Below are 25,642 nucleotides of genomic sequence, written 5' to 3'. Positions count from 1 at the left end.
CATGCAACAACATCCCGTCCGTTCAATCCGCCGCTATTGGCAGAAAATCTGGGAGCCGATGGATATGTGGCTGTTTTACAGCATGCTCGCCATCTATGTGATGAGCCTGTTTCTGCTGTATTCGGCCGACGGCCAGAGCATCGGCCAGCTGGAAAACAAAACCCTGCACACGGTATTGGGCTTCGTGCTGCTGTGGGGCATCGCCCGCACGCGGCCGCAGGTGTTGGGCAATTTTGCCGTGCCGCTGTATGCCTTCAGCCTGCTGATGCTGATCGGCGTGCACTTTTTCGGCATCACCGTAAACGGCTCGCAGCGCTGGCTGAACTTGGGCATCGTGCGCCTGCAGCCTTCCGAGCTGATGAAAATCGCGCTGCCGATGACGGTGGCCTGGTTTTTGCAGAAGCACGAAACGGAGCTGGATTGGAAGCATTATTTGGGCGCGCTGGGGCTGGTGATGGCGCCGGTGTTCTTGATTTTGAAGCAGCCCGATTTGGGCACAGCGGTGCTGATTATGGCTTCCGGGCTGTTTGTGATGTTTTTCGCCGGGCTGTCGTGGCGCGTGATTGCCGTGTCGGTGGTGGGCTTTTTCGCCTCGCTGCCGCTGATGTGGAATTATGTGATGCACGACTACCAGCGCACCCGCGTACTCACCCTGCTTGATCCAAGTAAAGATCCGCTCGGCGCCGGCTACCACATTTTGCAGTCGATGACCGCCATCGGCTCCGGCGGCATCTGGGGCAAAGGTTGGCTCAACGGCACGCAAACCCATCTCGACTACATCCCCGAATCCACCACCGACTTCATCTTTGCCGTGTATGGCGAAGAATTCGGCCTCATCGGCAACATCCTGCTCCTGCTGGTGTACACCGTGATGCTGGGGCGCGGCCTCTACATTGCCGCCAAAGCGCCCACGCTCTACAGCCGCACCTTGGCCGGCGCACTCACCATGACGCTGTTTTGCTATATTTTCGTGAACATGGGCATGGTGAGCGGCATTCTGCCGGTGGTGGGCGTGCCGCTGCCCCTGGTGAGCTACGGTGGCACGGCCACGCTCTCCATCATGATCATCATCGCCATGCTGATGGGCATCAGCAACCAGCAGACCAAGATGTAAGCAGGCTACCTGAAAACGAACGTAGTGAGTTTCTGCGAAGCTCACGCTTTCAGGTAGCCTTTGCCGTAGGTAGGGATTTCCCATGCAAAATGGCCGCTAGGTGTGTTGAATCCGCTATATATTTGACCCAGTGTGGTGTTCCTCCATAGCAAAGCCCGCGCCGCGCGTATAAAATAGCGGCATTGCTCCGGCCTGCGCCGGGCTTATTGTTTTTGGCTGCGCTGAAGCCGAAATTTCAGGTAGCCTTCGCCACAGAAAGAACAACATGAAGAAAACCGTTTTACTGGTCATCGACACCCAGCAGGCGCTGCTGGATATGGGCGCGTATCGCGGCGCGGAAATGCTCGCCGCCATCGGCCGCCTGCTGGCCGCCGCCCGTGCGCACGGGCACGAAGTGATTTATGTGCGCCACAACGAAAACGAAGCTGGCTCGCCCTTTGCGCCGCACACGCCCGGCTGGCAGATTGCCGCCGCCGTGGCGCCGCAGCCCGGCGAAAAGGTGGTGGATAAATGGTATAGCAGCGCCTTCCGCGGCACGGATTTGTTGGATTATCTGCACGGCAAGGGCGTGGCGCGCCTGGTGGTGGCCGGCATGATGACCGAATACTGCGTGGAAACCACGGTGCGCACCGCCAGCGATTTGGGCTTTGAAGTGATTTTGCCGGAAGGCGCCAACAGCACGCTGGGCAACGGCCGCTGGTCGGCGCAAGAGCTGTATGAGCACCACAATTTCGATATTATGCGCGACCGTTTTGCCGCCATGCCGAGCGTGGACGAAGCCGTGGCGCTGCTGTCTGCCTGATTGGATTGTTTGAGAGAAAAAAGATGATTACCTATACCCTATATTTGTTTACCGGCCTGATTGTGCTGAACAACCCATTGATTGCACTGGGCTACTTTGTGGAGAAAACAGAAAACTTCACGCCGAAGGAGCAGCGCAAAACCGCGCGCCTGGTGGCGATGAGCGCTTTTGTGTGCATGGTGGTGGCCGGGGTGATCGGCACGCCGCTGCTGAAAGTGTTGGGCATCAGCATTCCGGCTTTCCAGATTTCCGGCGGGATTTTGGTGTTTGTGATTGCCCTGAGCATGATGGGCGGCGAAGACAATCCGGTGAAGCCTAGTTTCAACAATGAGCATGAGCATTCGAGCCTGCCGCCGGAGAAGCAGTTTGCTTTTGCCGTGGTGCCGATGGCCACGCCGATTATCGTGGGCCCGGGCGGTTTCTCCATTGTGATTATTCACAGCAGCCATGTGAAAACGTGGATTGACGCTGTGCAGCTGCTGGCCGCCTGCTTTATGGTGGGGGTGGCCTGCTATCTGCTGCTGGCGGGTGCGGCCAGGTTGAGCAAGCTGCTCGGCAGCGTGGGCATCAAAATCATCAACCGTGTGTCCGGCCTGCTGCTGGCGGCGATTGCGGTGGAGATTGTGCTCTCTGGTTTGCGCGGTTTGTTCCCGGGCTTGAAAATTATGGGCTAATGGGAAATTGCTGGCTGTGATGCAGGGCGGGGATACCCGCCCTGTTGTTTTATGCGGGATGGGCGTAGGGGAGGGGCTACCTGAAAAGGTGCTGATGCTGTGCGGTTTCTATTTTCAGGTAGCCTGAGTACAGATTGGAGGCTACCTGAAAAATATCCGGCTTCGGTTTTCTGCGGCTATGGCAGGCGCATCAGGCGCTGAGTTTCGTGCCACAGGCCGTCGGGGCGCGGCTCAACCACGGCGATGAGGCCGGGCGGCTGGCTGGCGAGCTCGGCGGCAGTGAGGGTGTGCTCAATGGGCACGCGGGCGGGGGCGAGGTAGGCGAGGCGGGGCAGGGGTGAGCGCTGCTGGGGCTGGGCGGATAGTCGGCCCATACTTTGAGCAGCAGGCCGCTCCAGCCGAGGGGTTGAGCGGGGCGCCGTTGGGTGTGCCGTTTGGGGTGAAGCCGATGCCGCGCACGATGGTGGCGGTGTGGAGCGGGGCGTGGGGAGGTTTCAGGTAGCCTTGAAGCTGTGCGGCAGTTGGGCTTGGGCGGCGGGGCTGTGCAGCAGTTGGGTTTGCTGCCGGATTTTGGCGGCTTTGTGGGAGGGTGTCGGCGGGGTTGAGGCCGCGCAGTTCGCGGGCTGCGGCCGCCGTAGTATTTGCAGGTGAGCTCGAGGTGGTGGGGCTGCCGGTGGATGAGGCAGAGGAAGTCGGCGGCGCCGAGGGTGCGGCCGTTTGTATCGCGGATGGGGTGGTTGCGGGCGATGAGTTGGCAATGGGGGGCGTGGCTGAGCCAGAAGGCGAGCAGGCTTTCGGCGTAGTGGCCGAGGCGCTGACCGAAGGGGGCTTCTTGCTGAAGCCAGTGTTGCAGGGGGGCGGGCTCTTGGTCGAGCCGGAGCAGGAAGCGGAAGCCGTGGCCGCCGAGCAGTTTGGCTACGGGAGCTCGCAGCCGCTGTGCCACAGGGGCGGGCGTGAGCAGGGCGGCGAGGTCGCGGGCGGCGGGGTGGCGTAGCTGCCACCAGAGGGCGTCGAGGGCGTAGTTCATGGGGGAATGCGCTGGGAAGGGGGCTTAAGGCTACCTGAAAATAAGTGGCTTTGAAAAGGGTGCTTGGCAGGGAAGAGGCTACCTGAAAAATGGTTTGGCGGCTGTTTTGTTGCATTGAAGCTGCGTTTTGGGCGGGCTTTGGCTTGCGGGGCGGCGGCAAAGGGTTTGTGTTTTGCGGCGCGACGCCGGATAATGCGCGCCTCACGGCTCTTGGCCGGAAATGTTTATTTTGATAGGAAAAGACGGATGTATCAGGCAAAGAAACGCGGCTGGCTGCCGTGGGCGGTGGGCTTGGCGGTGTTGCTCACGGTGGTGGCGCTGGTGGTGCAGATGCGGGATGTGCTCTCGCCGTTTATTACGGCGGCGGTACTGGCTTATATTTTGAACCCGCTGGTGGAGAAGCTTTGCCGGCACAAGGTGCGGCGCTCGGTGGCTTCGATGCTGGTGATGGTGTTTGCGCTGCTGCTTTTGGTGTTGCTGCTGCTGATTGTGGTGCCGATGCTGGTGCAGCAGTTTGGCAGTTTGCTGGAAAAATTGCCGGCGCTGGTGGCGTTTGTGCAGCAGAAGGCGCTGCCGCGGCTGAATCATGCGTTGGGCACGCATTTTGTGCTGAACGAGGAATCGGTAACGGCGCTGCTCACCCAGCATTTGGGCAGCATTCGCGCCAATCTTTCCAAGGCGGTGTCGGCGTTGATGGCGCAGGGCGGCAGCCTGGTTTCGATGGCGGGCAATTTGGCGCTGCTGCCCTTTTTGCTCTACTACTTCCTGCTGGATTGGGCGCGCTGGACGGAAGGCATCAGGAAGATGGTGCCGCGCCGCTATCTGGCGGCCTACACGCGCATCGGCGGCAATATGGATACGGTGTTGGGCGAATTTTTGCGCGGGCAGCTCACGGTGATGCTGGTGATGGGGCTGCTCTACGGTTTGGGCCTGATGCTGGCGGGGCTGGAATCGGGCTTTGCTATCGGCATGGTGGCTGGGCTGCTGGTGTTTGTGCCGTATTTGGGGGCGTTCACCGGGCTGCTGCTGGCCACGATGGCGGCGCTGTTGCAATTCGGCACTTGGCAGGGGCTGCTCACGGTGTGGGCGGTGTTTGCGGTGGGGCAGTTTCTGGAGAGCTTCTTCATCACGCCGAAGATTGTGGGCGACCGCATCGGCCTGTCGCCGTTTTGGGTGATTTTCGCCCTGATGGCCTTCGGCAGCCTGTTTGGCTTTGTGGGCATGCTGCTGGCGCTGCCTTTGGCGGCGGTGACGCTGGTGCTGCTGCGCGAGGCGGCCTCGGCCTATATGGGTAGCCGGTTTTACCGTAGCGAGAAGTGAGGCCGGGCGGGCCATAGGGGCTACCTGAAAAATCTGCCGCTGCATTTTCAGGCCGCCTTCCGGCGGGCAGATTTGTTGCAAGCCCGCCTGCCTGCCGCAATCTGCCGGCAAAGTACCCATTACCTGCTTGCATTTAAACAATATCGCCAGTAAAATGCCGCGCTTACGGATTTTATTTTACTTATCAGGAGATTTTTCATATGGCCAATAGCGCCCAGGCACGCAAACGCGCCCGCCAGTCGCAGAAAAACCGTGCACACAATGCCAGCCTGCGTACTGCTTTCCGCACTGCGGTAAAGAAAGTTTTGAAAGTTGTTGAAAGTGGCGACAAAGCCGCCGCCCAAGCCGAATTCGTGGCTGCCACCAAAGTGATGGACCGCATTGCCGACAAAGGCGTGTTCCACAAAAACAAGGCTGCCCGCCATAAGAGCCGTTTGGCCGCCAAAATCAAAGCCATGGCCTAAACGCCTGCCTGTATCGACGCTGCCGCATCTGATGATAAACAGATGCGGCTTTGTTTTGCCTGTTTGCTTGGTAAGATAAAGGCTACCTGAAAAAAGGCAGCCTCAACCCGGCGGGCTGATGTTTCGGCGCAATCAAGCCGACATTTTCAGGTAGCCTTGCTGCCGCACAAAGCAGCTATAATCGCTCCACCTTCCATTGTTTCCCATCTCCAAGTCCATGCCCAAACACATCATTTCCGACGACGTGCCGCCGTGGCCGAACCCGCCCGACCCGTTTTCAGGTAGCCTGCCGCCGCAGCAGGCTTTGCGCCGCAGCCTGTCGGCACGGCTGCGGGCGGCGGTGTGGCTGCTGGCGGGCGGGCTGCTGCTGTTTGTGTCGCTCACCGGCGCGGTAACGTGGCGGCTGGAGGAGCGGGCGGCGGCCATCCACCAGGCTGCGCGCCTGAACGACCGTGTGCACCGCCTGAGCGTCGCCGTGCGCGAACCGGGCGCGGCTCTGCCGGTGAAAGAAGTGGAAACCGAGCTGGCGCGGTTGGCCGACCCGCAGCCCGGCTTGTGCTGCAATTGGTGGCGCGAGCCGGCGGCCGGCCGGTTAAGCGACGTGCGCGCGCGAACCGCCGCGCTGCTGGGCCTGGCCGGGCAGGCCGATGCTGCCGCCTTTGCCGGGCAGGCCGAGCGCCTGCACCGCAGCATCGATGCCTATGCCCAAGTTTTGGAAGAACAAAATGCCCGCAGCATCGGCTGGCTGCGCATGGGGCGCATCGGGCTGGTGCTGCTGATTGTGCTGTCGGCGGCGGTTAGCTTCCGGCTGCTGCGGCAGGGGGTGCTGCGGCCTTTGGGCGCGCTATATCAGGCCATGAGCCGGCTCACCCAAGGCTGTTTCGACACGCGCCTTGCCCTGCGCCCATCGGGCGATGAATTTGAAGCGCTGGCCGACGGTTTCAACCGCATGGCCGGCAACTTGCAGGAAATGTATGCCCACTTGGAAGACAAAGTGACGGAGAAAACCGCCGCTCTGCTGCGCCAGAAAAGCGAGTGGGAAATGCTGTATTACGTAACTTCCTATCTGCACAAGCAAAGCTTCGGCAGCGAAGTGGAGCAGGCCTTTTTGGAGCGGATGCTGCGCCTTTCCGACAGCGTGGGCGGCGGCTTGTTTTGGCACACGGAAAACGGCTTTGCCGCCGCCTGCGTGCACGGCCTGCCCGAGGATGTGGCTGCCAAGCTGCCGGGCGAGCCTGATGCACCGGAAGCGGGTGGGGCGGGGGAGGTGGTGTGGATGCAGGCGGGCGGGGAGATGCTGGCGCTGGTGCTGGTTGAGGCGCTGGGCGGCTTTCGCGGCTGGCTGGCGCTGGCCGACCCGCGCTCGCTTTCTGCCCGCGATGTGGGCCTGATCCGGCTGTTGTGCACGCAGCTTGGCATTGCCCGCGAAAACGCCGCGATGGTGTTGCTCAAGCAGCAAAATGCGGTGTTGGAAGAGCGCAACCGTATCGCCCGCAGCCTGCACGACAGCCTGGCGCAGTCGCTGTCGTTTATCAATATGCGCTTTCAGATGCTCAGCAAAAACAAATTGTTGCCGGATGATAAATCGGTGCGCGACAATATCGAGATGATCCGCAACGGCATCCAATATTGCTACGAAGACGTGCGCGAGCTGCTCGACCATTTCCGCGCCCAGCCGCAATACGGCAATTTCGCCGAAACCGTGCGCAGCGTGATCGAGCGCAGCCGGCGGCAATCCGGCATTCCCGTGGCGCTGCACTTGGCGGGAGGAGACTGGCCGCTCAACAGCGAGCAGCAAACGCAGGCGCTGTTTATTTTGCAGGAAGCGCTGTCCAACATCCGCAAACACGCCGCCGCCACGCAGGCAGAAGTGCGGCTGGAAAACGCCGACGGCTTCACGATGACTGTACGCGACAACGGCTGCGGCTTCGATGTCGCGGCCACCGCCGCCGCGCCCGGCCAACACATCGGCCTAGCCGTGATGCGCGAGCGGGCGGAGAAAATCGGTGCGCAAATCGGCATCGCGTCGCAGCCGGGCGGCGGCACGGAGGTGCGGCTGCATATTCCGGCAGTGTAGCCGGGTGGGCAGGCTGTGCCGGGATGGTTTAACTCGCATTGCAGCCTGCGTTTTAGCTTCGCAGAAACTCAGCTTCCTTCGGAAACATCGTTTTAACTGCGTTGAAGCTGCGCTTTCAGGTAGCCTTTTCAGGTAGCCTTTTCAGGTAGCCTTTTCAGGTAGCCTTTTCAGGTAGCCTGCTTATTGCAGCGGAGTTTATAATTGTTTGTATTTTATATGTTTACAGTTTTCAGGTAGCCTCAGATGAGCAATGAAGACATCCGAATCCTTTTGGTGGACGACCATCCGCTGTTCCGGCGCGGGCTGAGTTTCCTGCTGGCGCAGGAATACGGCTTTGAGATTGCCGCCGAAACCGCTGACGGGCTGGAGGGCGTGAAGCTGGCGCGCGTGTGCCGCCCCGATTTGGTGCTGCTCGATGTGGAAATGCCGGTGATGAACGGGCCGGAGGCGCTGGCGCAGATGCTGGATTTCCAGCCCGACCTGCCCGTGCTGATGCTCACCATTTCCGAAGACGCGGCCAACCTGCAAAAATGCCTCGAGCTGGGCGCGCGCGGTTATATCCTGAAAAATGCGGATACCGATTTTCTGGTGGATGCCATCCGGGCGGCGGTGGCGGGGCGGCAAACCGTGTCGCCGGAAATGGCGGCGCGCGGCCAAAGCCTGCCGCCGGAGCATTCGGCCGTGCTCGAAGCGCTCACCCAGCGCGAGCGCGACGTGTTGCGCTATGTGGCCGAGGGCATCAGCAACAAGCTGATTGCGCGGCGGATGTTTGTGTCGGAAAACACGGTGAAGGCGCATATGCAGAATATTTTCCGCAAGCTGAACGTGGACAATCGCGTGCAGGCGGCGGTGTATGCGCGTGAATTAGGGCTGGATAAGGGGGAGTAGGGCTGGGTTTTTCAGGTAGCCTCTGGGCAGCGGGGAGGGCTACCTGAAAATGGTTGCGGCAGACGGGGCGCTCGTTGCCCGCGCGGATAGCCCGCTTGATTGATGCCTGCAATTTTTCAGGTAGCCTCTTGTGAGAAGCAGGCTACCTGAAAATTTTCCGCTTGCCGCGAGCCGAATTGCTTGGAATGTTATGGAAGCTAAAGCGCCCGCACTTGAAACCCGCCGCCCCATCCCTATTTTGCACAGCATCGTTTTTATTTCATTCCATTTAACATCATGAAACAGACCCACGCATTCCAAACCGAAGTCAAACAACTGTTGCAGTTGATGATTCACTCCCTCTATTCCAACAAAGAAATCTTCCTGCGCGAGCTGGTGTCCAACGCCGCCGACGCCTGCGACAAGCTGCGTTTCGAAGCGCTAAACCGCCCCGAGCTGCTGGAAGGCGGCGGCGAGCTGGCCATCACCATCACCGCCAACCGCGAAGCGCGCACCCTCACCGTGGCCGACAACGGCATCGGCATGAGCGAAGCCGAAATCATCGAACACCTCGGCACCATCGCCAAATCCGGCACCAAAGCCTTCTTCGAGCAGCTCACCGGCGATGCGCAGAAAGACGCCCACCTTATTGGCCAATTCGGCGTCGGCTTTTATTCCGCCTTCATCGTGGCCGACAAAGTCAGCGTGGAAAGCCGCCGCGCCGGGCTGCCTGCCAGCCAAGGTGTGCGCTGGGTTTCCGCCGGCGACGGCGAATTTACCGTGGAGCCGATCGAGCAGGCCGAACGCGGCACCCGCGTTACCCTGCACCTGAAAGCCGACCAAGACGAGCTGCTTTCCGACTGGGCGCTGCGCCGCATCGTCACCACCTACAGCGACCATATTTCCGTGCCCATCTACATGAAAAAAGCGCCGGAATACGACAGCGAAGGCAACCTCAAGCTGTCTGACGAGCTGGAAGTGGTAAACCGCGCCCAAGCCCTGTGGACGCTGCCGAAACAAGACATTACCGACGAGCAATACCAAGAGTTTTACAAACATGTCGCCCACGATTTCGACAACGCGCTGGCCTGGACTCATTTCAAAGTGGAAGGCCTCCAAGACTATACAGGCCTGCTCTACATCCCCAAACGCGCCCCCTACGACCTCTACGAGCGCGACCCCAAGCACGGCGTGAAGCTGTATGTGAAGCGCGTGTTCATCATGGACGATGCCAAAAAGCTGATGCCGCTGTATCTGCGTTGGGTGAAAGGTGTGATCGACAGCAGCGATTTGCCGCTGAATGTGTCGCGCGAAATCTTGCAGGAAAGCAAAGATTTGGATGCCATCCGCGCCGGCAGCGTGAAGAAAGTGCTTTCGCTGCTGGATGATTTGCAGAAAAACCAGCCGGAAAAATACGCCGAATTTTGGCAGGCTTTCGGCAATGCGTTGAAAGAAGGCATCGGCGAAGACTTTGCCAACAAAGACAAAATCGCCGCCCTGTGCCGCTTCGCCAGCACGCACAACGACAACGCCGAGCAAAACGTGAGCCTGGCCGACTACATTTCGCGCATGAAAGAAGGCCAAGACAAAATCTACTACATCACCGCCGACAGCTACGTCGCCGCCAAAAACAGCCCGCACTTGGAAGTGTTTGCCAAGAAAGGAGTGGAAGTGCTACTGCTCACCGACCGCGTGGACGAATGGGTAGTGGGCAGCCTGTTTGAATTTGAAGGTAAACCGTTGGCCAGCGTGGCCAAGGGCGAACTCGATTTGGGCAGCCTCACCGATGAAGCAGAAAAGGCCGAGCAGGCCAAGGCCGAAGCCGCGGGCAAAGACGTGGCCGCTGCCATCCAAGCCGTGCTGGGCGACAAAGTGGCCGAAGTGCGCGCCACTTCCCGCCTCACCGAAAGCCCGGCCTGCCTGGTGGCAGGCGAGCACGACATGAGCCGCCACCTGGCGCGGATGTTGGAAGCCGCCGGCGCCGCCGACCAGATTCCCAGCGCCAAACCCACACTAGAAATCAACCCGGGCCATCTTCTGATCCGCAAAATCGCCGAATCGGCAGACGAAGCGCAACGCACCGATTTGGCCGAGCTGGTGTATGAGCAGGCTCTGCTGGCGGAAGGCGGCAAGCTGGACAACCCCGCCGCATTCGTGAAACGGATGAACGGCTTGTTGCTGGCTTTGGATAAATAAACGCTTCCGGCCGAAGTGCCGGGCAAGCAAGAGGCTACCTGAAAAAGTTTACGCGGCAGCAGCCGCATGGCGTTTTCAGGTAGCCTTTAGTGTCAGTGTCTGGCCATATATTGTATGGCTCATAGTATAGTGGATTAACAAAAACGCTACGGCGTTGGCTCGCCTTGCCGTACTACCTGTACTGTCTGCGGCTCGCCGCCTTGTCCCGTTTTTTGTTAATCCACTATATTTTCAGGTAGCCTTTGAGGCTACCTGAAAACTTAGCAGCAGTATCCGTGCAAACAAAAAGAGCCGGAATAATCCGACTCTTTTGTTTTGCCAAAGCTGATTAGCGTTTGGAGAACTGTTTGGCGCGGCGAGCTTTGCGCAGGCCGAACTTTTTGCGTTCCACTTCGCGGGCATCGCGGGTAACGAAGCCAGCCTGAGACAGGGCAGGTTTCAAACCGGCATCGTAGTCGATCAGGGCGCGGGTGATGCCGTGGCGGATGGCGCCGGACTGGCCGGTTTCGCCGCCGCCCACCACGTTCACCATGATGTCGAACGCTTCGGCGTTTTCAGTCAGCACCAAAGGCTGGCGCACCACCATGCGGCTGGTTTCGCGGGCGAAAAATTCGTCCACCGGGCGGCCGTTCACCACAATCTTGCCGGAACCTTTTTGCAGGAACACGCGGGCTACAGAACTCTTGCGACGGCCGGTGCCGTAGTAGTATTTACCGTTCATAATGTCGTGTCCTTAAATTTCCAATACTTTGGGTTGTTGGGCGGCGTGCTGGTGTTCGCTGCCGGCGTACACTTTCAGCTTGCGGATCATGGCGTAGCCCAGGGGGCCTTTGGGCAGCATGCCTTTAACGGCTTGTTCCAGAGCGCGGCCGGGGAATTTGTCTTGCATTTCCTTGAAGGTGCGCTGGTAGATGCCGCCGGGGAAACCGGAATGGCGGTAGTAGATTTTGCCTTCGTTTTTATCACCGGTAACACGCAGTTTGTCGGCATTGATTACGATGATGTAATCGCCGGTGTCCACGTGCGGGGTGTATTCGGGCTTGTGTTTGCCACGCAAGCGACGGGCGACTTCGGCAGCCACGCGACCGAGAACTTTGTCTTGGGCGTCAATGACATACCATTCGCGCTTCACCTCGTGCGGTTTGGCTGAGAAGGTTTTCATAGCAGGAAAATCCAAATTAATATAAGAAAACTTTAATTTTAAAGACTCTGCCGGATGCTGTCAATGTTTATCCTGGGCTGAAATAGAAACGGGAGCGGGGCGGGGCGTAAATGGTGTCTTTTTTGGAACAAGCAGAGCTTGATGGCTGCTAGGGAACCGATAGGGAGGCTACCTGAAAACCAAACTGCAACGAAGTTAAAACCGGTTGGGCCATCAGCCGGAAAGCAGCATTTCCTGCATCAGCTGCATGCCCCATTGCCAGCCGCCGAAGTGTTGGTTGAGGTGGCCGGGTTGCGGGGCGCGCAGCAAACGTGCCTGCCACAGGACGGCTGTTTCCGCTGCCCATGCGGTAGGGCAGCGGGGGTTTTCGCCTTGCCCGATCACGAGGGCGGCTTTGCAGTTGGTGCGGGCGCGTTGCAGGGTGTGCTGCGCATCGTTGGTGTAGGCGGATTGCAGGGGCGAAACGAGGATCATGCCGCGGATGCGTTGCTGGCCGGAAAGGCTGTTTTGAAACTGCCACGCCATCGCCGCCACGGTGCCCGCTCCGTGCGCCACGATCATGGCCTGCTCGGGAATCTGCTGCCAAGCGGCTTGGATGCGGGCTTGCCAACTGGCAATGCTTTCATCGGCGGCGCAGGCAACGGTTTGCACGAGGGGGTAGCTGCGTGCCCAGGTGTCGATCCACATGGGCGGCTCGGCGCGGTCGCGGATAAGGAGCAGGGTGAGGTCGGGGGAGGGCATGGCTGATGGTGCGGGCAGGGGAAACGGGAAGAGATATTGTAAAGCAAGTTGGGCCGGCTAGATGGGTTTGGATGCAGGCTCTGCCGGATTTGTCTTATTAAAGGCGGTATTTTGTTGCGTGGGCAAGGGGCTGGGGCCGTATATTTTGCGGATACTGCTTTGGGCTTCGCAGAAGCCTGCTGCACTTGTTTTTCAGGTAACCTTTGGGTGGCGGTGTGGATAGAACAGGCGGGGGGGCAGTGCTATAATTCCGTGCTGTTTCCCGGCCTGCTTCAAAGTGCTGCCGTTGCGGCGGTTTGGCAGGTGTTTTTGCAAGCTTTTCTATTAGGTTATCCATGCTCACCCACTCCACTATCCTCATCACCGGCGGCACCGGCTCGTTCGGCAACACCTTCGTGCCGATGACGCTGGCCAAATACAATCCCAAAAAAATCATCATCTTCTCCCGCGACGAAATGAAGCAGTGGGAGATGGCGAAAAAATTCCAAGGCGATAAACGCGTGCGCTTCTTCATCGGCGACGTGCGCGACAAAGAACGGCTCTACCGCGCGCTCGACGGTGTGGATTACGTCGTCCATGCCGCCGCCACCAAAATCGTCCCCACCGCCGAATACAACCCCTTCGAGTGTGTGAAAACCAACATCAACGGCGCGATGAACCTGATTGACGCCTGCATCGACAAAGGCGTGAAGCGCGTCGTCGCCCTGTCCACCGACAAAGCCAGCAGCCCCGTCAATCTATACGGCGCAACCAAACTCGCCAGCGACAAGCTTTTTGTGGCCGGCAACGCCTATTCCGGCGAACACGGCAGCCGCTTCGCCGTGGTGCGCTACGGCAACGTGATGGGCTCGCGCGGCTCGGTCATCCCCTTCTTTTTGTCGCAGCGGCACACCGGCGTGCTGCCGATTACCGACCCGCGCATGACGCGCTTCATGATTTCGCTGGAACAGGGCGTGGAGCTGGTGTGGCACGCGTTTGAGGACATGGTGGGCGGCGAAATCTATGTGAAGAAAATCCCGTCGATGAATATTTGCGAGCTGGCCGCCGCCGTCGCTCCCGAGTGCCGTCAGGAAACCGTGGGCATCCGCCCCGGCGAAAAGCTGCACGAGCAGATGATTGGCGCGGAAGATTCGTTCCACACTTATGAATATCCCGAACACTTCAAAATCCTGCCCGCCATCAACGGCTGGGACGAAACGCCCGAGCGCATCAAAAACGGCGTGAAAGTGCCCGAAGGTTTTGTGTATGCCAGCGACAACAATACGGAATGGATGTCGCGCGAGGCATTGCAGGAATGGGTGGCGCAGAATCAGGGGAAAATCGGCGCGATTTGATGGGAAAGGCTACCTGAAAGCGCAGCTTCAACGCAGTTAAAACGATGTCTTGCGAAGCAAGGCAGAGTTTCTGCGAAGCTAAAATGTTTGGATAAGTTTTCAGGTAGCCTGAAACCGTATTACCGTGAAAAACCATGCCGACCATCATGAAAGCTTGGCTGAAAACCATCCTGCTGCCGCATTTTGTAGCTTACTGCTGCTGGAGTTGTTTGTTCTGCCGCACGCGGTTCCGCTGCTTTGGAGTGGTAAGGCGGCATTGCCTGAAGCACTTTCTGCCTTGTTTTCTCCACTGCTGCTTTGGCTGCTCGGCGGCACACTCGCTTGGCGCGGCGTGTTCGCTTTTCCGAATATGCCGCCCGAATATACCGTTGCCGTGCTGTTGATTATCGCTGCCGCGCTGTTTGCGCTACCTGAAACGGCACACCGCCACAGGCAGGCGGCTGGTGTCGTTTGCACTGTGGTTGTGGTTTGCCTACGGTTTGTTGGTGCTGGGTGCGCAGGGTTGAGAAAATAGGCTGGCTTTGCCGTTTCAGGCAGTTTGTAACCTAAAAAAAGCTATCTGAAAACGAAGTTCAACGGAGCTAAAACAGTTGGACGGATCTTCAGGTAGCCGAATTTTATGATAGAGACTTTAATAAAGGAGAAAACATGTATTCAATGAAGAAGAAAGTCTTTGCCGTATTGTTAGGCGCAACGGCCCTTTCGGCTTGCACATCTGTTACAGTTCAACCAGTTAGTGCTGCCGAAGATATTAAGGAAGTTTGTATTGAAAATAACCCGCGTGTGCAGGTGCGGGATTTTGTTAGTGTGCTGCAAAATCGCTTGGCCTACCACAATATCCAATCGCAGGTTGTGGAGAATAAAGCAAATCAAGGCTGTGTCTATTCTATGACCTATAATGCATTGCGCTCTTGGGACATAACGACTTATCTATCTCATGCCGAACTATATCTTTGGAAAGATGGAAGACAAATTGCGCAAGCGGAATATCATTTGCGAGGAAAGGGAGGGTTTGCGCTCACCAAGTTTGCTTCTACGCGAACTAAGATGGAGCCTGTGATAGATCAACTGTTAGGAAGAAGTGGCGAAATGAGACAAAATATGCCTGCATCCAATATCACACAGCCGCGAGTTTCCCCCGTTCCTATGCAACCAAGACCTCAGCAAATCGAGCAAGCGCAGCCAATGTGAATAGGAGCGTAGGAAGCAGCTATATTTAAGTAAAGAATAATTTTTCAGGTAGCCTGCTTAGAGGCTACCTGAAAACAAAAGCCCATGCCCCTATTCGACTTCACTCTCAAAAACATCAAACAAACCCTGGAATTCAACCATTCCAGCCCATGCTGGTTTTGGCTGACCGACGGCAGCTACAACATCTGCATCAACGGCAAGCGGCTGTTGTCCTACCATCCCGACAGTTTCACCGCAGCAGAACAGGCTCAGCTCAAGCAGCAAGCCCGTAAAAACGGCCTGCCCTTTTGTGAACCCGACTACTACATCGTGCGCCTGTATGAAGACCTGCTGCACGATGCCCTGCCATACACATGGCACAATGTGAGCGAAATAGAACACCAATGCCTGCTCAATCCCGCCGCCCACCGTTTGGCCGATAAAAAACATTGGGATAACCCGATACTTGATGAAGACATCGAACTATTGGAAAAATGTATGTTTCGCTACGGGAATTTCGGCAGCGGCCATATGTTGATGCCCGAATTCCGCGTGTGGCGTTATGCCGATGAAATCTATATTTATTGGAACGGCAAGCACAAAAACGAACACGGCATATCCTACTTTCAGCACACGGGCGAAGCCGTGTTCGTTATCAGCCACCACGATTTTATGCGCGAAGCACACGATTTCCACCATCGCCTGATGAACGCCATGGCAGAGCGCATTCACCAAATCCAAACCGGCTTTCCCGATTTTTATCCCGTTGTTCAAGACATAGCGGATAAAGACGGCACACCGATGGGCGAAACCACCTATGACCTGGCCGGCCTGCTGGCCGAACATCGAGAGCGCGAACGGGAATGGGAGCAGGCGTTGCAAAATAAAAACGCTGGCAACCCAAATTTCGAGCAGGACAATTTGCGTGCCGGCATCCACCTGCGCCAACTGCTCGCCGACAACCCCTATCCGATAGACATCATCCGCATAACGGGTTGTTAAGCCCAAAAACATACAGGCTACCTGAAAATATAAGAAGGCAGCTTGGCCAAACCCCCAACCCGTTTTCAGGTAGCCCGAACCATGCGCCATTCCGTTTTCCTGTTGCTGCTGCTCTCCCTGCCCGCCCGAGCGGGCGGCGATGCGGCGGAAGCTTATATAACTGATATTTCAGGCGGGCAAGGCCGCTACCAATTCGCCGTCCGCCAAGTGGGGCGCACGCTCCGCGCCGACGGCTGCACGCAATACCGCGTCCGCATCATTCCGCCCAACCTCAGCTTTTGGGACAAGCTCGGCATCGGCAAATTGGCTTCCGGCCATCCCACCGCCGCGCAAACCCAAGCCGCCGCCGCGCTGCTGCAACGCCGCGCCGCCGAACACAAACCCGTGCACATCGGCTATCTCGGCGGCGGGCTTGCCCCCGACCCCCGGCAAAAGTGCCTGTACCACGGCACGGGCATGGCGGTGGAAGCGCCCGGCATGGTGATGGTGTACCAAGACGCGCGCGAAGGGCGGTATCCGCATTTGCACAAGCCCTAGTTTGGTTAGCATTTTCAGGTAGCCTGCAATTAGGGAAAGGCTGCCTGAAAACCCGACTTGCCCGACATTTTTTCAGGTAGCCTCCCCGAAGGCTGCCTGAAACCCCATCCCCAACCAAAGGAGACCCCGAAAAATGATTCCCTACGGCAAGCAAACCATTTCCGAAGCCGACATCGCCGCCGTCGTGCGCGTGCTCCAATCCGACTTTCTCACCCAAGGGCCGCAGGTGCCCGCCTTTGAAGGCAGCCTGAAAGCCTACTGCGGCGCAGCGCACGCCGTGGCCGTCAATTCCGCCACCTCCGCCCTGCATCTTGCCTGCCTCGCCCTCGGGCTGGGCAAAGGCGACACGCTCTGGACCACGCCCATCACCTTCACCGCCTCCGCCAACTGCGCCCGCTATTGCGGCGCAGACGTGGATTTTGTGGACATCGACCCGCACACGCTGAATCTGTCCCCCGCCGCGCTGGAAGCCAAGCTCAAAGCCGCCCAAATTTCAGGCAGCCTGCCCAAAATCGTCGTGCCCGTCCATTTTGCGGGCGAACCCTGCGACATGGCGGCCATTCACGCGCTCTCGCAACAATACGGCTTCAAAATCATCGAAGACGCGTCCCACGCCATAGGCGGCAGCTATTGCGGCGGCAAAATCGGCAATTGTGAATACAGCGACATCACCGTATTCAGCTTCCACCCCGTCAAAATCATCACCACCGCCGAAGGCGGCGCAGCCCTCACCAACCGCCCCGAACTCGCCGCCAAACTCGCCCTGCTGCGCAGCCACGGCATCACCCGCAATCCCGAAGAAATGGTGGGCGAAAGCGATGGCGCGTGGTATTACCAGCAAATCGACCTCGGCTACAACTACCGCATGACCGAGCTGCAAGCCGCCCTCGGCGTGAGCCAGATGACCCGCATCGACGAATTCGTATCCCGCCGCCAAGAGCTCGCCGCGCGCTACGACCGCCTGCTCGCCCACCTGCCGCTCATCCTGCCGCAGCGCAATCCGCAAAACCGCTCCGCCCTGCACCTTTATCCCGTGCAAGTGCTGCCTGAAAGCGGCAAAACCCGCCGCCAAGTGTTCGACTTTCTGCGGCAACACGGCATCGGTGCCAACGTGCACTACATCCCCGTGCACACCCAGCCGTATTACCGCCAACATTTCGGCTTCCAAACCGGCGACTTCCCCGCCGCCGAAGCCTATTACGCCGGCGCAATCAGCATCCCGCTGTATTTCGGCCTGACCGAAGCGGAGCAGGACAAAGTGGTGCAAACGCTGGAAGCGGCTTTCAGGTAGCCTTTTCCTGCTTTGCCCGCCCCGCCCGCACTTTGCCGAAAGGACAATCATGAGCAAACAAACATTATGCATACTGCTGGCCTGCGCTGCCTTGTCCGCCCGTGCCGAGCCTGTGCCTGCGCCAGAGCAGGAGCGCGGCTACGCGCTGATGGTGGCGGCCATGCTGGGGCAGGCGCATCAGGTATTGGTGCGCTGCGGCCTGTCGCAGGAAAACGACCCCTTTTTTGCCGAGGGCAACCCCATCCAGCAACACATGGCGGCGCATATGCGGCGCATCGCGCCCGAAGACCAAGCCTTCCCGCAAACGTTTTATCAGGCCTACCAAAACGCCTTCCGCCAGCCCAACCCCGATTTCTCGCCCGAAAAATGCCGGCAGTTGGACGCGGAAACCGTGAACCGGGAAAAACAGCGTTTGCTGGAACGCTTTGCCGCACAGCGCGGCAGATAGCGGCTTGAGGCAGCTTGGAGGCGCAAAAAAGGCTACCTGAAAATTTCAGCTTCGCAGAAACTTCGCTGCGCTACGCTTTCAGGTAGCCTTTTCGCACCGCCGCACGCCGGCTAAATCGAATAATCGTCTTTCAGCAGATGCTTATACGCATGCAGATACGAAGCCGCCACAAACGCCGTGCCGCCGGCCACGTTGCCCAAAAACACGGGCAGCATGCTGGCGGCAAACTGCCCCCACGACACATCCGCCCCCGCAAACATCCCCGCCGGAATAATAAACATATTCGCCACAAAGTGTTGCAGCCCAATCAGCACAAAAGTCATCACCGGAAACCACATCGCCAAAATCCGCCCCGAAGTCTGCTTCGCGCCGAAATAAAACCAAATCCCCATGCACACCATCCAGTTGCAGGCCACGGCCGACACAAACGAGCGCCCGAAGCCCATGCCCACCTTGGCCTCGGCAATCGCCACCGTTTTCGCCGCCGCCACCCCCTCGGCCAAGCCCACATAGTGCCCGAGGAAATACGCCATACACAGCGCGCCCGCCAAATTGCCCAGGCTCACCACCATCCAGTTGCGCGCCAGGTGCGACACCTTGATTTTTTTGCCAAACCAGCCCAGCCCCATCAGCATCATATTGCCTGTGGCCAGCTCGCCGCCGCCAATCAGGATGCAAATCAGGCAGATGGGGAACACCGCCGCACCCAGCAGGTTGGCCAGCCCCGACCATTCCGGCGGAATGCCGGTTACCACTTTCAAAAACGCCAAATAGCCGAAGCCCACATAGCCGCCGCCCAAAAAGCTCAAAATTGCCAGCGTTTTCAGGCTGGAGCCCGATTTGGCCTGCGCTTTCTGCAAAGAATCCTGCAAAATTTCATGGGGGTAGAAGTCGCGCAAATGTTCCGGTTTCACCGCATTCATGGTTTGTCCTCAAGGGCAATGGAAAGCCGCGCACTGTATCAAGCGCGCGGCTTTCTGTGAAAGAACGATTGCTTTTATGGAAATGGCTGCCGGTTATAAGCAAAAGGCGGGGCGTTTGCCGGCAGCCGCCAAAGCGCGGAAAGGCTACCTGAAAACCGGAATGCCCGTTTTCAGGTAGCCTTTTCTGGTTTGCCCGAGTGCTAGTCGAAGGCCTGCACCAGCGCGAAGCGCGCCACGCGCCCATGCTCCGTTTCCACTTCTTCCGCAAACATCGCCAGCGGCCGCACCCACACGCCGTAGTCGCCGTAGAGCGCGCGATACACGGCCAGCGGCTCTTCCGTTTCGCTGTGCCGCGCCGTGTGCAGCAGTTCGTAGAGCCGGCCTTTGTAGTGGCGGTAGAGGCCGCGCGGCAGGGGGTGGGGCTTGGTCATGGGGATTTCCTGCGGTGGTGTAGAATGACGGCGGATTATATAGCGAAAACCGTTTCAGGTAGCCCCAATCTCCCGCCATGTCTGATTTCTCCCTGCTCGCCGCGCTGTGGCTTTCCGCCTTCACTTCGGCCACGCTGCTGCCCGGCACTTCCGACGCCGCGTTTGCCGCTTTTTTGTGGCAACGCCCCGAAGCCGCGTGGGCGGCATGGCTGGCGGCGGGCAGCGGCAACACGCTGGGCAGCCTCACTTCTTATTGGCTCGGCCGCAGGCTGCCCGAACGCGCGGGCAAACTTTCGCCGCGCGCGGTGCGCCTGTTGCGACGGCACGGCGCATGGCTGCTGCTGTTGGCCTGGCTGCCCCTGCTGGGCGACGCGCTGCCCTTGGCCGCAGGCTGGCTGCGCCTGAACGCATGGGTTTGCGCGGCGGCGTTGGCCGTCGGCAAGTTTGCCCGCTATGCCCTGATTTGGCAGGCGGCGGGGTGGTTGTTGTGATTGGCAGCTGCCCGCAAGCGTTTTTCAGCCGCGAAGAATGGCAGGCCGTGGAAAACTTTGCCGCCGCCCTGTTTACCGCACAATTGGCCACACATTCCAGCCACACCGCCAAGCTGCCGCCATACCGACTGCTCGAAGAGTTTGCCGCCAGCAGCATCAGCATCCGGCCCCTGCTGGCGCACTGACTGCACACCGACACGCCCCACGCCGTGCTGCACTACGCCCACGCCGTTGCCCGCCACAATTGGGGCAGCCCGAACACAGCGAAAATACCCTGCACAGTTGGATGGCCGACGCCGCCCACCGCACCCTGTTTGCCGAGCGGATACTCCGCGCCGTAAACGACATCGCCACCCTGCCCGAACACCTGCGCCGCCAGCGCTACGGCCAAGATTGGCAGCCAATGCTGACCTATTTGGAGTATGCTTACGATTGGATAGTGTATTGAAAAGTTTCAATATTGATCAGCCTTCTCCCACAGCTTTTCAGGCAGCCCCGAGCCTTATCCGCAGCCGCCCGAAAGGCTACCTGAAAAAGGAACAGCCATGACCCTGCAACGCACCCTCGAACGCCGCCGCTCCGTGCGCCACTATGCCGACACCCCCATCGATGCCGACACCGTGCGCCAATGCCTGCGCCTCGCCCAACTCGCCCCCAGCAGCTCCAATATGCAGCTCTACGAGTTCTACCACATTACCGACCCCGCCGTGTTGAAGCAGCTTGCCGAAGCCTGCCTCGGCCAAAAAGCCGCCGCCACCGCACCGCAAATGGTGGTGTTCGTTACCTGCCAAGACCTGCACCGCAGCCGCGCCCAAACCGTGCTCGATTTCGAGCGCGGCAACATCCGCCGCCACAGCCCGCCCGAAAAACAGGCCAAACGCATCCAAGCAGAAGAAGGCTACCGCACCAAGCTCATGCCCTTTGTGTATGCCCGCTGCTTCGGCCTGCTCGGCGCGTTGCGCAAAACCCTGTTTCACCTCGTCGGCCTGTTCCGCCCGATGATGCGCGACGTGTCCGAAGCCGATATGCGCGTGGTGGTGCACAAAAGCTGCGGCTTGGCGGCGCAAACCTTCATGCTCGCCATGGCCGAAGCCGGCTACGACACCTGCCCGATGGAAGGGCTCGACAGCAGCCGCGTCAAACGCATCCTAAACCTGCCGCGCGGCGCGGAAATCAACATGGTTGTGTCCTGCGGCATTCGCAAAGAAGGCCACGGCATCTGGGGCGAACGCTACCGCCTGCCGTTTGACGAGGTGTACCGGCATATCTGAGAGGCAAGCCATGAACATCACCGCACTAGACCATTTGGTTTTAACCGTGGCCGATATTCCGCGTAGCATCGCATTTTATACCCGTGTGCTGGGTATGCGAGAAACCACTTTCGGCGATGGGCGTAAGGCGCTGCTGTTTGGCCGCCAGAAGATCAACCTGCACCGGTGCGGTGCCGAAATTACCCCGCATGCCGTGAACCCCGCTTGCGGCAGCGCCGACCTCTGCCTCCTCACCGATACCCCGCTGCCGCAGGTACGGGCCGAGCTGGCCGCCCACGGCATCGAAACCCTTGGCGGCATCGTGTCGCGCACCGGCGCGCTTGGTGCCATTCAATCTGTTTACCTGCGCGACCCCGACGGCAATCTGCTGGAAATTAGCTGCTATGAAGAGGCGGGGTGAAAGCGGCGCTGTCGTTTTGGCTCAAATATTTTCAGCTTCGCAGAAACTCGCTGCGTTTGCGTTTGTTTTGGTAAAACTCGCTGCACTTGTTTTAACTACGTTGAAGCTCACGCTTTCAGGTAGCCTTCGCCATGCTTGCCCAGGCTACCTGAAAATCATCTGCCCACGCTGCACCGCCCGCCCGAAACCCGTGTTGCAGCCACGACGAACCGCGCCCGAATGCGCCGCCGGCCGCTGCGTTTGTTCGCCCAAATCGGCTATAATCCCCGCCTTCTTCCACAGCCTCCGCCCAACCCGGCCAAAGGCTACCTGAAAACCCCGCATCATGACCCTCTGCATCATCCCCGCACGCGGCGGCAGCAAACGCATCCCGCGAAAAAACATCAATCCCTTCAACGGCAAACCGATGATTGCCTATTCCATCGAAGCCGCGCTGGAGAGCGGCTGCTTTGCGCGCGTGGCCGTGTCCACCGACGATGCGGAAATCGCCGCCGTGGCGCGGCAATACGGCGCGGAAACCCCGTTTGAGCGCCCGCCCGAGCTGGCCGATGATTTCGCCACCACCGGTGCCGTGATGCGCCACGCCGTGGCCATGCTTCTGGCCGACGAGCTGCCGGAAAGCGGGCTGTCGCATGTTTCAGGTAGCCTCCGGCTGCCCCTGCCCGAAATCTGCTGCCTGTATGCCACCGCCCCCTTCGTGTGCCCCGCCGACCTGCAACGCGGGCTGGAAACGCTGCGCCGAAGCGGCGGCGACTATGCCTTTTCCGTAACCGATTTCCCTTTCCCCATCCAGCGGGCCCTGCGGCTGAACGGGGAGGGCGGCGTATCCATGTTTCAGCCGGAAAACTTTGCCGCGCGCTCGCAGGATTTGGAGCCCGCCTGGCACGATGCGGGGCAGTTTTATTGGGGCAGCGCCGAAGCTTGGCTGGCGGAAAAGCCGATTTTCAACAGCCGCGCCGCCGCCGTGAAGCTGCCGCGCTACCGTGTGCAGGATATTGATACGCCCGAAGATTGGGCGCGGGCAGAAGTGATGTGGCGCGTGTTGCGGGAGCGGGGGGAATGAAATTCCTCATCCGCGCAGACGCTTCCCTGCAAATCGGCAGCGGCCACATCATGCGCTGCCTCACGCTGGCGCACGAGCTCTCGCGGCGCGGCCACGAAGTGCGCTTTATCTGCCGCGCGCTGCCCGGCCATTTGGGCGAAACGATTGAGCGCGCGGGCTTCGGCCTGGTGTTGCTGCCCGTGCCGCCGCAGGCCGGAAGGCTACCTGAAAATCGTGATGCGCCCGAACAGAACGCAGCAACGCACTCCCCCCAGCCCGCCCACGCGCATTGGCTGCCCGTGTCGCAGGCGCAGGATGCCGCCGACTGCGTGCCGCACATCCGCGCCTTTGCGCCGGATTGGATTATCTGCGACCACTACGCGCTCTCCGCCGAGTGGGAACAGATCGCCCGCGCCGCCGCTGGCAGCCGCCTGATGGCGATAGATGATTTGGCCGACCGCCCCCACGCCGCCGATTTGCTGCTCGACCAAAGCCTCGGCCGCCGCCCCGCCGACTACACCGGCCTCGTGCCTGCCGCCTGCTGCCTGCTCACCGGCACCCGCTATGCCCTGTTGCGCGAAGAGTTTGCCCGATGGCGCGAAAAGAGCCTGGAGCGCCGCGCCGCCCGCGCCGGGAAAGGCGGCCTGCGAAATATTTTGCTGAACCTCGGCGGTGTGGATAAAGACAATCACACGCTCGCCGTGCTCCGGGCGCTTTCAGGTAGCCTGCCACAAGGTTGCCGCGTTACCGTGGTGATGGGGCGTACCGCGCCGCACACCGAGGCCGTGCAGGCCTTTGCTGCCGCCGCGCCGTATCCCTGCCGCGTGCTGGTGGGGGCGGATAATATGGCCGAGCTGATGGCCGAAGCCGATTTGGCCATCGGCGCGGCGGGCAGCACTTCGTGGGAACGCTGCTGTTTGGGCTTGCCCACCATCATGCTGGTGTTGGCGGCAAACCAGCGCGGCGTGGCCGAAGCCTTGCAGCAGGCTGGCGCGGCGCGGGTGGCGGGGCTGGATGATTTGCCCGCCGGCCTGAGCCGCCTGCTGGCCGAGCTGCCCGCCGTGTGGGCGGAGCAGGGCAAACGTGCCGCCGTGCTGTGCGACGGGCGCGGCGCCATCCGTGCGGCCAATCATTTGGCCGATTTCACGCCGGCCGTGCTGCGCGCCGCCTGCCCCGAAGACTGCCGCCGCCTGTTTGAATGGCGCAACCATCCCGACATCCGCCGCTTTATGTTCGATAGCGCGGAAATCGCCTGGGATGGCCATCAGGCTTGGTTTGCCCGCCAGCTGGCCAACCCCGATTTCGCCATGCTGCTGTATGAAGCCGGCGGCGCGGCACAGGGCTATGCCTGCTTCAAGCATCTGGGCAACGGCATCGCCGAGTGGGGCTTCTATCTCGCGCCCGATTGCCCGCGCGGCCAAGGACACGGCAGCAGGCTGGGGCGGCTGGCGTTACAATACGCCTTCTCCCGCCTGAGTCTGTGCGAAGTGTATGGCCAAGTGCTGCCGCACAACGCCGCCAGCCTCGCCTTGCACCGTCGTCTTCGTTTCCGAGAAGCGGATGAAGGAGTGGGGCGGGCGCAGCTGTTTGTGCTGCCTGCCGAAGAGTTTTTGTATTGAACGTCACCCCATTGGCGCTGCCTGCTGAGGCTACCTGAAAACGAACGTAGTGAGTTTCTGCGAAGCTAAAACGCTAGCTTCAACGTGATTAAAATGAGCGCAGCACATTTCTGCGTAGCTAAAAATTTCATTGCCACCCAATAATATGAAACCCGATTTCCACATCAACGGCCGCCCCATCGGCGGCGCCCACCCGCCCTACATCATTGCCGAAATGTCGGCCAACCATAACGGCAGCCTGCAAACCGCCTTCAAAATCATTGAAGAAGCCAAAGCTGCCGGCGCGGATGCCGTCAAAATCCAAACCTACACCGCCGACACCATCACGCTGCGCAGCAACGCGCCCGATTTCCAAATCAAAGGCGGCCTGTGGGACGGCCAAACCCTGCACGAGCTGTATCAAAAGGCGCATATGCCTTGGGAATGGCACCAGCTCCTGTTTGATTTTGCCCGCGAGCAGGGTATTACCATTTTCAGCTCGCCCTTCGATTTCACCGCCGTGGATTTGCTGGAAAGCCTGAACGCCCCGGCCTACAAAATCGCTTCGTTTGAAGCAGTGGATTTGCCGCTGATCCGCTATGTGGCGCAAACCGGCAAACCGATGATTGTGTCCACCGGCATGGCCGATGCCGAAGAAATCGCCGAAGCCGTGGCCGCCGCGCGCGAGGGTGGCTGCAAAGAATTGGTGCTGCTGCACTGCGTGAGCGGCTATCCCGCCCCGGCGGCAGACTACAACCTGCGTACGCTGCCCGATATGGCGCGGCGCTTCGGCGTGCCGGCGGGTTTGTCCGACCACACGCTCGACAACACCACCGCCATCGCCGCCGTGGCGCTCGGCGCCTGCGTGATTGAAAAACATTTCACGCTGGATAGAAACGGCGGCGGCCCGGATGACAGTTTTTCTTTAGAACCGCAAGATTTGGCCGCGCTGTGCCGCGACAGCCGCACTGCCTGGCAGGCGCTGGGGCAGGCCGATTACGGCTTGAAATCGAGCGAGCAGGGCAATATCCAGTTCCGCCGTTCGCTGTATTTTGTGAAAGACCTGAAAGCGGGCGACATCATCGGCGCCGACTGTATCCGCAGCGTGCGCCCCGGCTACGGGCTGGCGCCGAAGCATTACGACGCGCTCATCGGCAAACGCCTGCGCCGCGATGTGGCGGCCAATACGGCTACTGGCTGGGATTGCGTGGAAGAGTAGGAAATTTTAGCTATGCAGAAACTCACTGCGTTCGTTTTCAG

Annotated in this window: 29 protein-coding genes; 23 read left to right on the top strand and 6 right to left on the bottom strand. The window is 59.6% G+C overall.

The features are described 5' to 3' along the window. Position 1: 1 nt before the first annotated feature. From rodA to LG371_RS04565, 3 genes are all read left to right on the top strand, one after another. A complete protein-coding gene (gene rodA, locus LG371_RS04575; RefSeq protein WP_225747841.1) occupies positions 2-1,114 on the top strand; it encodes a rod shape-determining protein RodA in 1,113 nt (370 codons plus the stop codon). Positions 1,115-1,379: 265 nt separating this feature from the next. Then, positions 1,380-1,916: a cysteine hydrolase family protein gene (locus LG371_RS04570; RefSeq protein WP_067589897.1), complete on the top strand. Its 537-nt coding sequence runs from the start codon at positions 1,380-1,382 to the stop codon at positions 1,914-1,916. 23 nt (positions 1,917-1,939) lie between these two features. Beyond that, on the top strand, positions 1,940-2,590 hold the full coding sequence (locus tag LG371_RS04565) for a MarC family protein (RefSeq protein ID WP_225747840.1): 651 nt from the start codon (positions 1,940-1,942) through the stop codon (positions 2,588-2,590). Positions 2,591-2,780: 190 nt separating this feature from the next. On the opposite strand, the gene LG371_RS04560 is transcribed toward LG371_RS04565, so the two are convergent. After that, positions 2,781-3,617: a DUF1853 family protein gene (locus LG371_RS04560; protein ID WP_225747839.1), complete on the bottom strand. Its 837-nt coding sequence runs from the start codon at positions 3,615-3,617 to the stop codon at positions 2,781-2,783. Between the two features lie 246 nt (positions 3,618-3,863). On the opposite strand from LG371_RS04560, the gene LG371_RS04555 reads away from it, so the two are divergent. From LG371_RS04555 to htpG, 5 genes are all read left to right on the top strand, one after another. Next, a complete protein-coding gene (locus LG371_RS04555; protein WP_067589888.1) occupies positions 3,864-4,937 on the top strand; it encodes an AI-2E family transporter in 1,074 nt (357 codons plus the stop codon). A 200-nt stretch (positions 4,938-5,137) separates the two neighbouring features. Beyond that, positions 5,138-5,401: a 30S ribosomal protein S20 gene (rpsT, locus tag LG371_RS04550; protein WP_003823349.1), complete on the top strand. Its 264-nt coding sequence runs from the start codon at positions 5,138-5,140 to the stop codon at positions 5,399-5,401. A gap of 217 nt (positions 5,402-5,618) precedes the next feature. After that, a complete protein-coding gene (locus LG371_RS04545; protein ID WP_225747838.1) occupies positions 5,619-7,478 on the top strand; it encodes a histidine kinase in 1,860 nt (619 codons plus the stop codon). 243 nt (positions 7,479-7,721) lie between these two features. Then, entirely contained in the window at positions 7,722-8,366 is a 645-nt protein-coding gene (locus tag LG371_RS04540) for a response regulator transcription factor (RefSeq protein WP_225747837.1), read from the top strand. Between the two features lie 276 nt (positions 8,367-8,642). Then, positions 8,643-10,541 (top strand): molecular chaperone HtpG, encoded by a 1,899-nt coding sequence (htpG, locus tag LG371_RS04535; RefSeq protein ID WP_225747836.1) that lies wholly within the window; start codon positions 8,643-8,645, stop codon positions 10,539-10,541. A gap of 328 nt (positions 10,542-10,869) precedes the next feature. On the opposite strand, the gene rpsI is transcribed toward htpG, so the two are convergent. The 3 genes from rpsI to LG371_RS04520 form a co-directional block, all read right to left on the bottom strand. Continuing rightward, on the bottom strand, positions 10,870-11,262 hold the full coding sequence (gene rpsI, locus LG371_RS04530; protein ID WP_067589877.1) for a 30S ribosomal protein S9: 393 nt from the start codon (positions 11,260-11,262) through the stop codon (positions 10,870-10,872). A gap of 12 nt (positions 11,263-11,274) precedes the next feature. After that, positions 11,275-11,703, bottom strand: a complete 429-nt coding sequence (gene rplM / locus LG371_RS04525) for a 50S ribosomal protein L13 (protein ID WP_067589874.1) — start codon at positions 11,701-11,703, stop codon at positions 11,275-11,277. Positions 11,704-11,916: 213 nt separating this feature from the next. Next, positions 11,917-12,444, bottom strand: a complete 528-nt coding sequence (locus LG371_RS04520; protein WP_067589871.1) for an alpha/beta hydrolase — start codon at positions 12,442-12,444, stop codon at positions 11,917-11,919. 335 nt (positions 12,445-12,779) lie between these two features. Between LG371_RS04520 and pseB the strand changes: the two genes are divergently transcribed. The 7 genes from pseB to LG371_RS04485 all read left to right on the top strand — a co-directional run bounded on the left by pseB (position 12,780) and on the right by LG371_RS04485 (position 18,226). Beyond that, positions 12,780-13,778: a UDP-N-acetylglucosamine 4,6-dehydratase (inverting) gene (gene pseB, locus LG371_RS04515; protein WP_067589868.1), complete on the top strand. Its 999-nt coding sequence runs from the start codon at positions 12,780-12,782 to the stop codon at positions 13,776-13,778. A gap of 124 nt (positions 13,779-13,902) precedes the next feature. Next, positions 13,903-14,292, top strand: a complete 390-nt coding sequence (locus LG371_RS04510; protein WP_225747835.1) for a hypothetical protein — start codon at positions 13,903-13,905, stop codon at positions 14,290-14,292. Between the two features lie 134 nt (positions 14,293-14,426). Then, complete coding sequence (locus LG371_RS04505; RefSeq protein WP_225747834.1) at positions 14,427-14,969, top strand: Sbal_3080 family lipoprotein; 543 nt, start codon at positions 14,427-14,429, stop codon at positions 14,967-14,969. A gap of 84 nt (positions 14,970-15,053) precedes the next feature. Then, positions 15,054-15,950: a DUF5984 family protein gene (locus tag LG371_RS04500; protein WP_067589859.1), complete on the top strand. Its 897-nt coding sequence runs from the start codon at positions 15,054-15,056 to the stop codon at positions 15,948-15,950. Positions 15,951-15,992: 42 nt separating this feature from the next. Beyond that, on the top strand, positions 15,993-16,487 hold the full coding sequence (locus LG371_RS04495; RefSeq protein WP_225747833.1) for a hypothetical protein: 495 nt from the start codon (positions 15,993-15,995) through the stop codon (positions 16,485-16,487). Between the two features lie 133 nt (positions 16,488-16,620). Continuing rightward, a complete protein-coding gene (pseC, locus tag LG371_RS04490) occupies positions 16,621-17,778 on the top strand; it encodes a UDP-4-amino-4,6-dideoxy-N-acetyl-beta-L-altrosamine transaminase (RefSeq protein ID WP_225747832.1) in 1,158 nt (385 codons plus the stop codon). Between the two features lie 49 nt (positions 17,779-17,827). Beyond that, positions 17,828-18,226 carry a hypothetical protein gene (locus tag LG371_RS04485; RefSeq protein ID WP_225747831.1) on the top strand — a complete coding sequence of 133 codons (399 nt, stop codon included), beginning with the start codon at positions 17,828-17,830 and terminating at the stop codon, positions 18,224-18,226. 110 nt (positions 18,227-18,336) lie between these two features. Here LG371_RS04485 and LG371_RS04480 read toward each other — a convergent pair whose 3' ends face one another. Then, positions 18,337-19,149 carry a formate/nitrite transporter family protein gene (locus LG371_RS04480; protein WP_067589847.1) on the bottom strand — a complete coding sequence of 271 codons (813 nt, stop codon included), beginning with the start codon at positions 19,147-19,149 and terminating at the stop codon, positions 18,337-18,339. 200 nt (positions 19,150-19,349) lie between these two features. Further along, positions 19,350-19,580, bottom strand: coding sequence for a DUF1653 domain-containing protein (locus LG371_RS04475; RefSeq protein WP_067589842.1), 231 nt, complete (start codon positions 19,578-19,580; stop codon positions 19,350-19,352). Between the two features lie 77 nt (positions 19,581-19,657). Here LG371_RS04475 and LG371_RS04470 point away from each other — a divergent pair, with 77 nt between their 5' ends. The 8 genes from LG371_RS04470 (at position 19,658) to pseI (ending at position 25,601) form a co-directional block, all read left to right on the top strand. Next, the gene (locus tag LG371_RS04470) at positions 19,658-20,071 is read left to right on the top strand and encodes a YqaA family protein (protein ID WP_067589840.1); all 414 of its coding nucleotides are present in this window, start codon (positions 19,658-19,660) and stop codon (positions 20,069-20,071) included. Next, positions 20,059-20,256 carry a hypothetical protein gene (locus LG371_RS04465; RefSeq protein ID WP_067589835.1) on the top strand — a complete coding sequence of 66 codons (198 nt, stop codon included), beginning with the start codon at positions 20,059-20,061 and terminating at the stop codon, positions 20,254-20,256. Before LG371_RS04470 ends, LG371_RS04465 begins: the two co-directional genes overlap by 13 nt. Positions 20,257-20,357: 101 nt before the next feature. Then, positions 20,358-20,519 carry a hypothetical protein gene (locus LG371_RS04460; RefSeq protein WP_156503454.1) on the top strand — a complete coding sequence of 54 codons (162 nt, stop codon included), beginning with the start codon at positions 20,358-20,360 and terminating at the stop codon, positions 20,517-20,519. Between the two features lie 97 nt (positions 20,520-20,616). After that, positions 20,617-21,342 (top strand): nitroreductase family protein, encoded by a 726-nt coding sequence (locus LG371_RS04455; protein ID WP_067589832.1) that lies wholly within the window; start codon positions 20,617-20,619, stop codon positions 21,340-21,342. A gap of 10 nt (positions 21,343-21,352) precedes the next feature. Beyond that, positions 21,353-21,742 (top strand): VOC family protein, encoded by a 390-nt coding sequence (locus LG371_RS04450; RefSeq protein ID WP_067589831.1) that lies wholly within the window; start codon positions 21,353-21,355, stop codon positions 21,740-21,742. Between the two features lie 325 nt (positions 21,743-22,067). Beyond that, positions 22,068-22,805 carry a pseudaminic acid cytidylyltransferase gene (gene pseF / locus LG371_RS04445; RefSeq protein WP_225747830.1) on the top strand — a complete coding sequence of 246 codons (738 nt, stop codon included), beginning with the start codon at positions 22,068-22,070 and terminating at the stop codon, positions 22,803-22,805. Further along, the gene (gene pseG / locus LG371_RS04440; RefSeq protein WP_225747829.1) at positions 22,802-24,403 is read left to right on the top strand and encodes a UDP-2,4-diacetamido-2,4,6-trideoxy-beta-L-altropyranose hydrolase; all 1,602 of its coding nucleotides are present in this window, start codon (positions 22,802-22,804) and stop codon (positions 24,401-24,403) included. Before pseF ends, pseG begins: the two co-directional genes overlap by 4 nt. 145 nt (positions 24,404-24,548) lie before the next feature. After that, on the top strand, positions 24,549-25,601 hold the full coding sequence (pseI, locus tag LG371_RS04435; RefSeq protein WP_225747828.1) for a pseudaminic acid synthase: 1,053 nt from the start codon (positions 24,549-24,551) through the stop codon (positions 25,599-25,601). Positions 25,602-25,642 lie beyond the last annotated feature (41 nt).

Origin of the sequence: Eikenella sp. Marseille-P7795, from assembly GCF_916618725.1 — a bacterium.
Taxonomy (GTDB): Bacteria; Pseudomonadota; Gammaproteobacteria; order Burkholderiales; family Neisseriaceae; genus Eikenella; species Eikenella longinqua.
Note: the sequence above shows the minus strand (reverse complement) of the source record. Positions and strands in the feature narration are given on the sequence as shown.

Excerpts from the sequence above, each read along its gene's own strand:
- LG371_RS04555 (WP_067589888.1), top strand. The coding sequence starts at position 3,864 with ATGTATCAGGCAAAGAAACGCGGCTGGCTGCCGTGGGCGGTGGGCTTG.
- pseF (WP_225747830.1), top strand. The coding sequence starts at position 22,068 with ATGACCCTCTGCATCATCCCCGCACGCGGCGGCAGCAAACGCATCCCG.
- LG371_RS04450 (WP_067589831.1), top strand. The coding sequence starts at position 21,353 with ATGAACATCACCGCACTAGACCATTTGGTTTTAACCGTGGCCGATATT.
- pseG (WP_225747829.1), top strand. The coding sequence starts at position 22,802 with ATGAAATTCCTCATCCGCGCAGACGCTTCCCTGCAAATCGGCAGCGGC.
- LG371_RS04565 (WP_225747840.1), top strand. The coding sequence starts at position 1,940 with ATGATTACCTATACCCTATATTTGTTTACCGGCCTGATTGTGCTGAAC.
- rpsI (WP_067589877.1), bottom strand. The coding sequence starts at position 11,262 with ATGAACGGTAAATACTACTACGGCACCGGCCGTCGCAAGAGTTCTGTA.
- pseC (WP_225747832.1), top strand. The coding sequence starts at position 16,621 with ATGATTCCCTACGGCAAGCAAACCATTTCCGAAGCCGACATCGCCGCC.
- LG371_RS04480 (WP_067589847.1), bottom strand. The coding sequence starts at position 19,149 with ATGAATGCGGTGAAACCGGAACATTTGCGCGACTTCTACCCCCATGAA.
- LG371_RS04475 (WP_067589842.1), bottom strand. The coding sequence starts at position 19,580 with ATGACCAAGCCCCACCCCCTGCCGCGCGGCCTCTACCGCCACTACAAA.
- rpsT (WP_003823349.1), top strand. The coding sequence starts at position 5,138 with ATGGCCAATAGCGCCCAGGCACGCAAACGCGCCCGCCAGTCGCAGAAA.
- rplM (WP_067589874.1), bottom strand. The coding sequence starts at position 11,703 with ATGAAAACCTTCTCAGCCAAACCGCACGAGGTGAAGCGCGAATGGTAT.
- LG371_RS04540 (WP_225747837.1), top strand. The coding sequence starts at position 7,722 with ATGAGCAATGAAGACATCCGAATCCTTTTGGTGGACGACCATCCGCTG.
- LG371_RS04500 (WP_067589859.1), top strand. The coding sequence starts at position 15,054 with ATGCCCCTATTCGACTTCACTCTCAAAAACATCAAACAAACCCTGGAA.
- LG371_RS04560 (WP_225747839.1), bottom strand. The coding sequence starts at position 3,617 with ATGAACTACGCCCTCGACGCCCTCTGGTGGCAGCTACGCCACCCCGCC.
- pseI (WP_225747828.1), top strand. The coding sequence starts at position 24,549 with ATGAAACCCGATTTCCACATCAACGGCCGCCCCATCGGCGGCGCCCAC.
- LG371_RS04485 (WP_225747831.1), top strand. The coding sequence starts at position 17,828 with ATGAGCAAACAAACATTATGCATACTGCTGGCCTGCGCTGCCTTGTCC.
- LG371_RS04470 (WP_067589840.1), top strand. The coding sequence starts at position 19,658 with ATGTCTGATTTCTCCCTGCTCGCCGCGCTGTGGCTTTCCGCCTTCACT.
- LG371_RS04545 (WP_225747838.1), top strand. The coding sequence starts at position 5,619 with ATGCCCAAACACATCATTTCCGACGACGTGCCGCCGTGGCCGAACCCG.
- pseB (WP_067589868.1), top strand. The coding sequence starts at position 12,780 with ATGCTCACCCACTCCACTATCCTCATCACCGGCGGCACCGGCTCGTTC.
- LG371_RS04455 (WP_067589832.1), top strand. The coding sequence starts at position 20,617 with ATGACCCTGCAACGCACCCTCGAACGCCGCCGCTCCGTGCGCCACTAT.
- LG371_RS04505 (WP_225747834.1), top strand. The coding sequence starts at position 14,427 with ATGTATTCAATGAAGAAGAAAGTCTTTGCCGTATTGTTAGGCGCAACG.
- LG371_RS04570 (WP_067589897.1), top strand. The coding sequence starts at position 1,380 with ATGAAGAAAACCGTTTTACTGGTCATCGACACCCAGCAGGCGCTGCTG.
- rodA (WP_225747841.1), top strand. The coding sequence starts at position 2 with ATGCAACAACATCCCGTCCGTTCAATCCGCCGCTATTGGCAGAAAATC.
- LG371_RS04520 (WP_067589871.1), bottom strand. The coding sequence starts at position 12,444 with ATGCCCTCCCCCGACCTCACCCTGCTCCTTATCCGCGACCGCGCCGAG.
- htpG (WP_225747836.1), top strand. The coding sequence starts at position 8,643 with ATGAAACAGACCCACGCATTCCAAACCGAAGTCAAACAACTGTTGCAG.
- LG371_RS04460 (WP_156503454.1), top strand. The coding sequence starts at position 20,358 with ATGGCCGACGCCGCCCACCGCACCCTGTTTGCCGAGCGGATACTCCGC.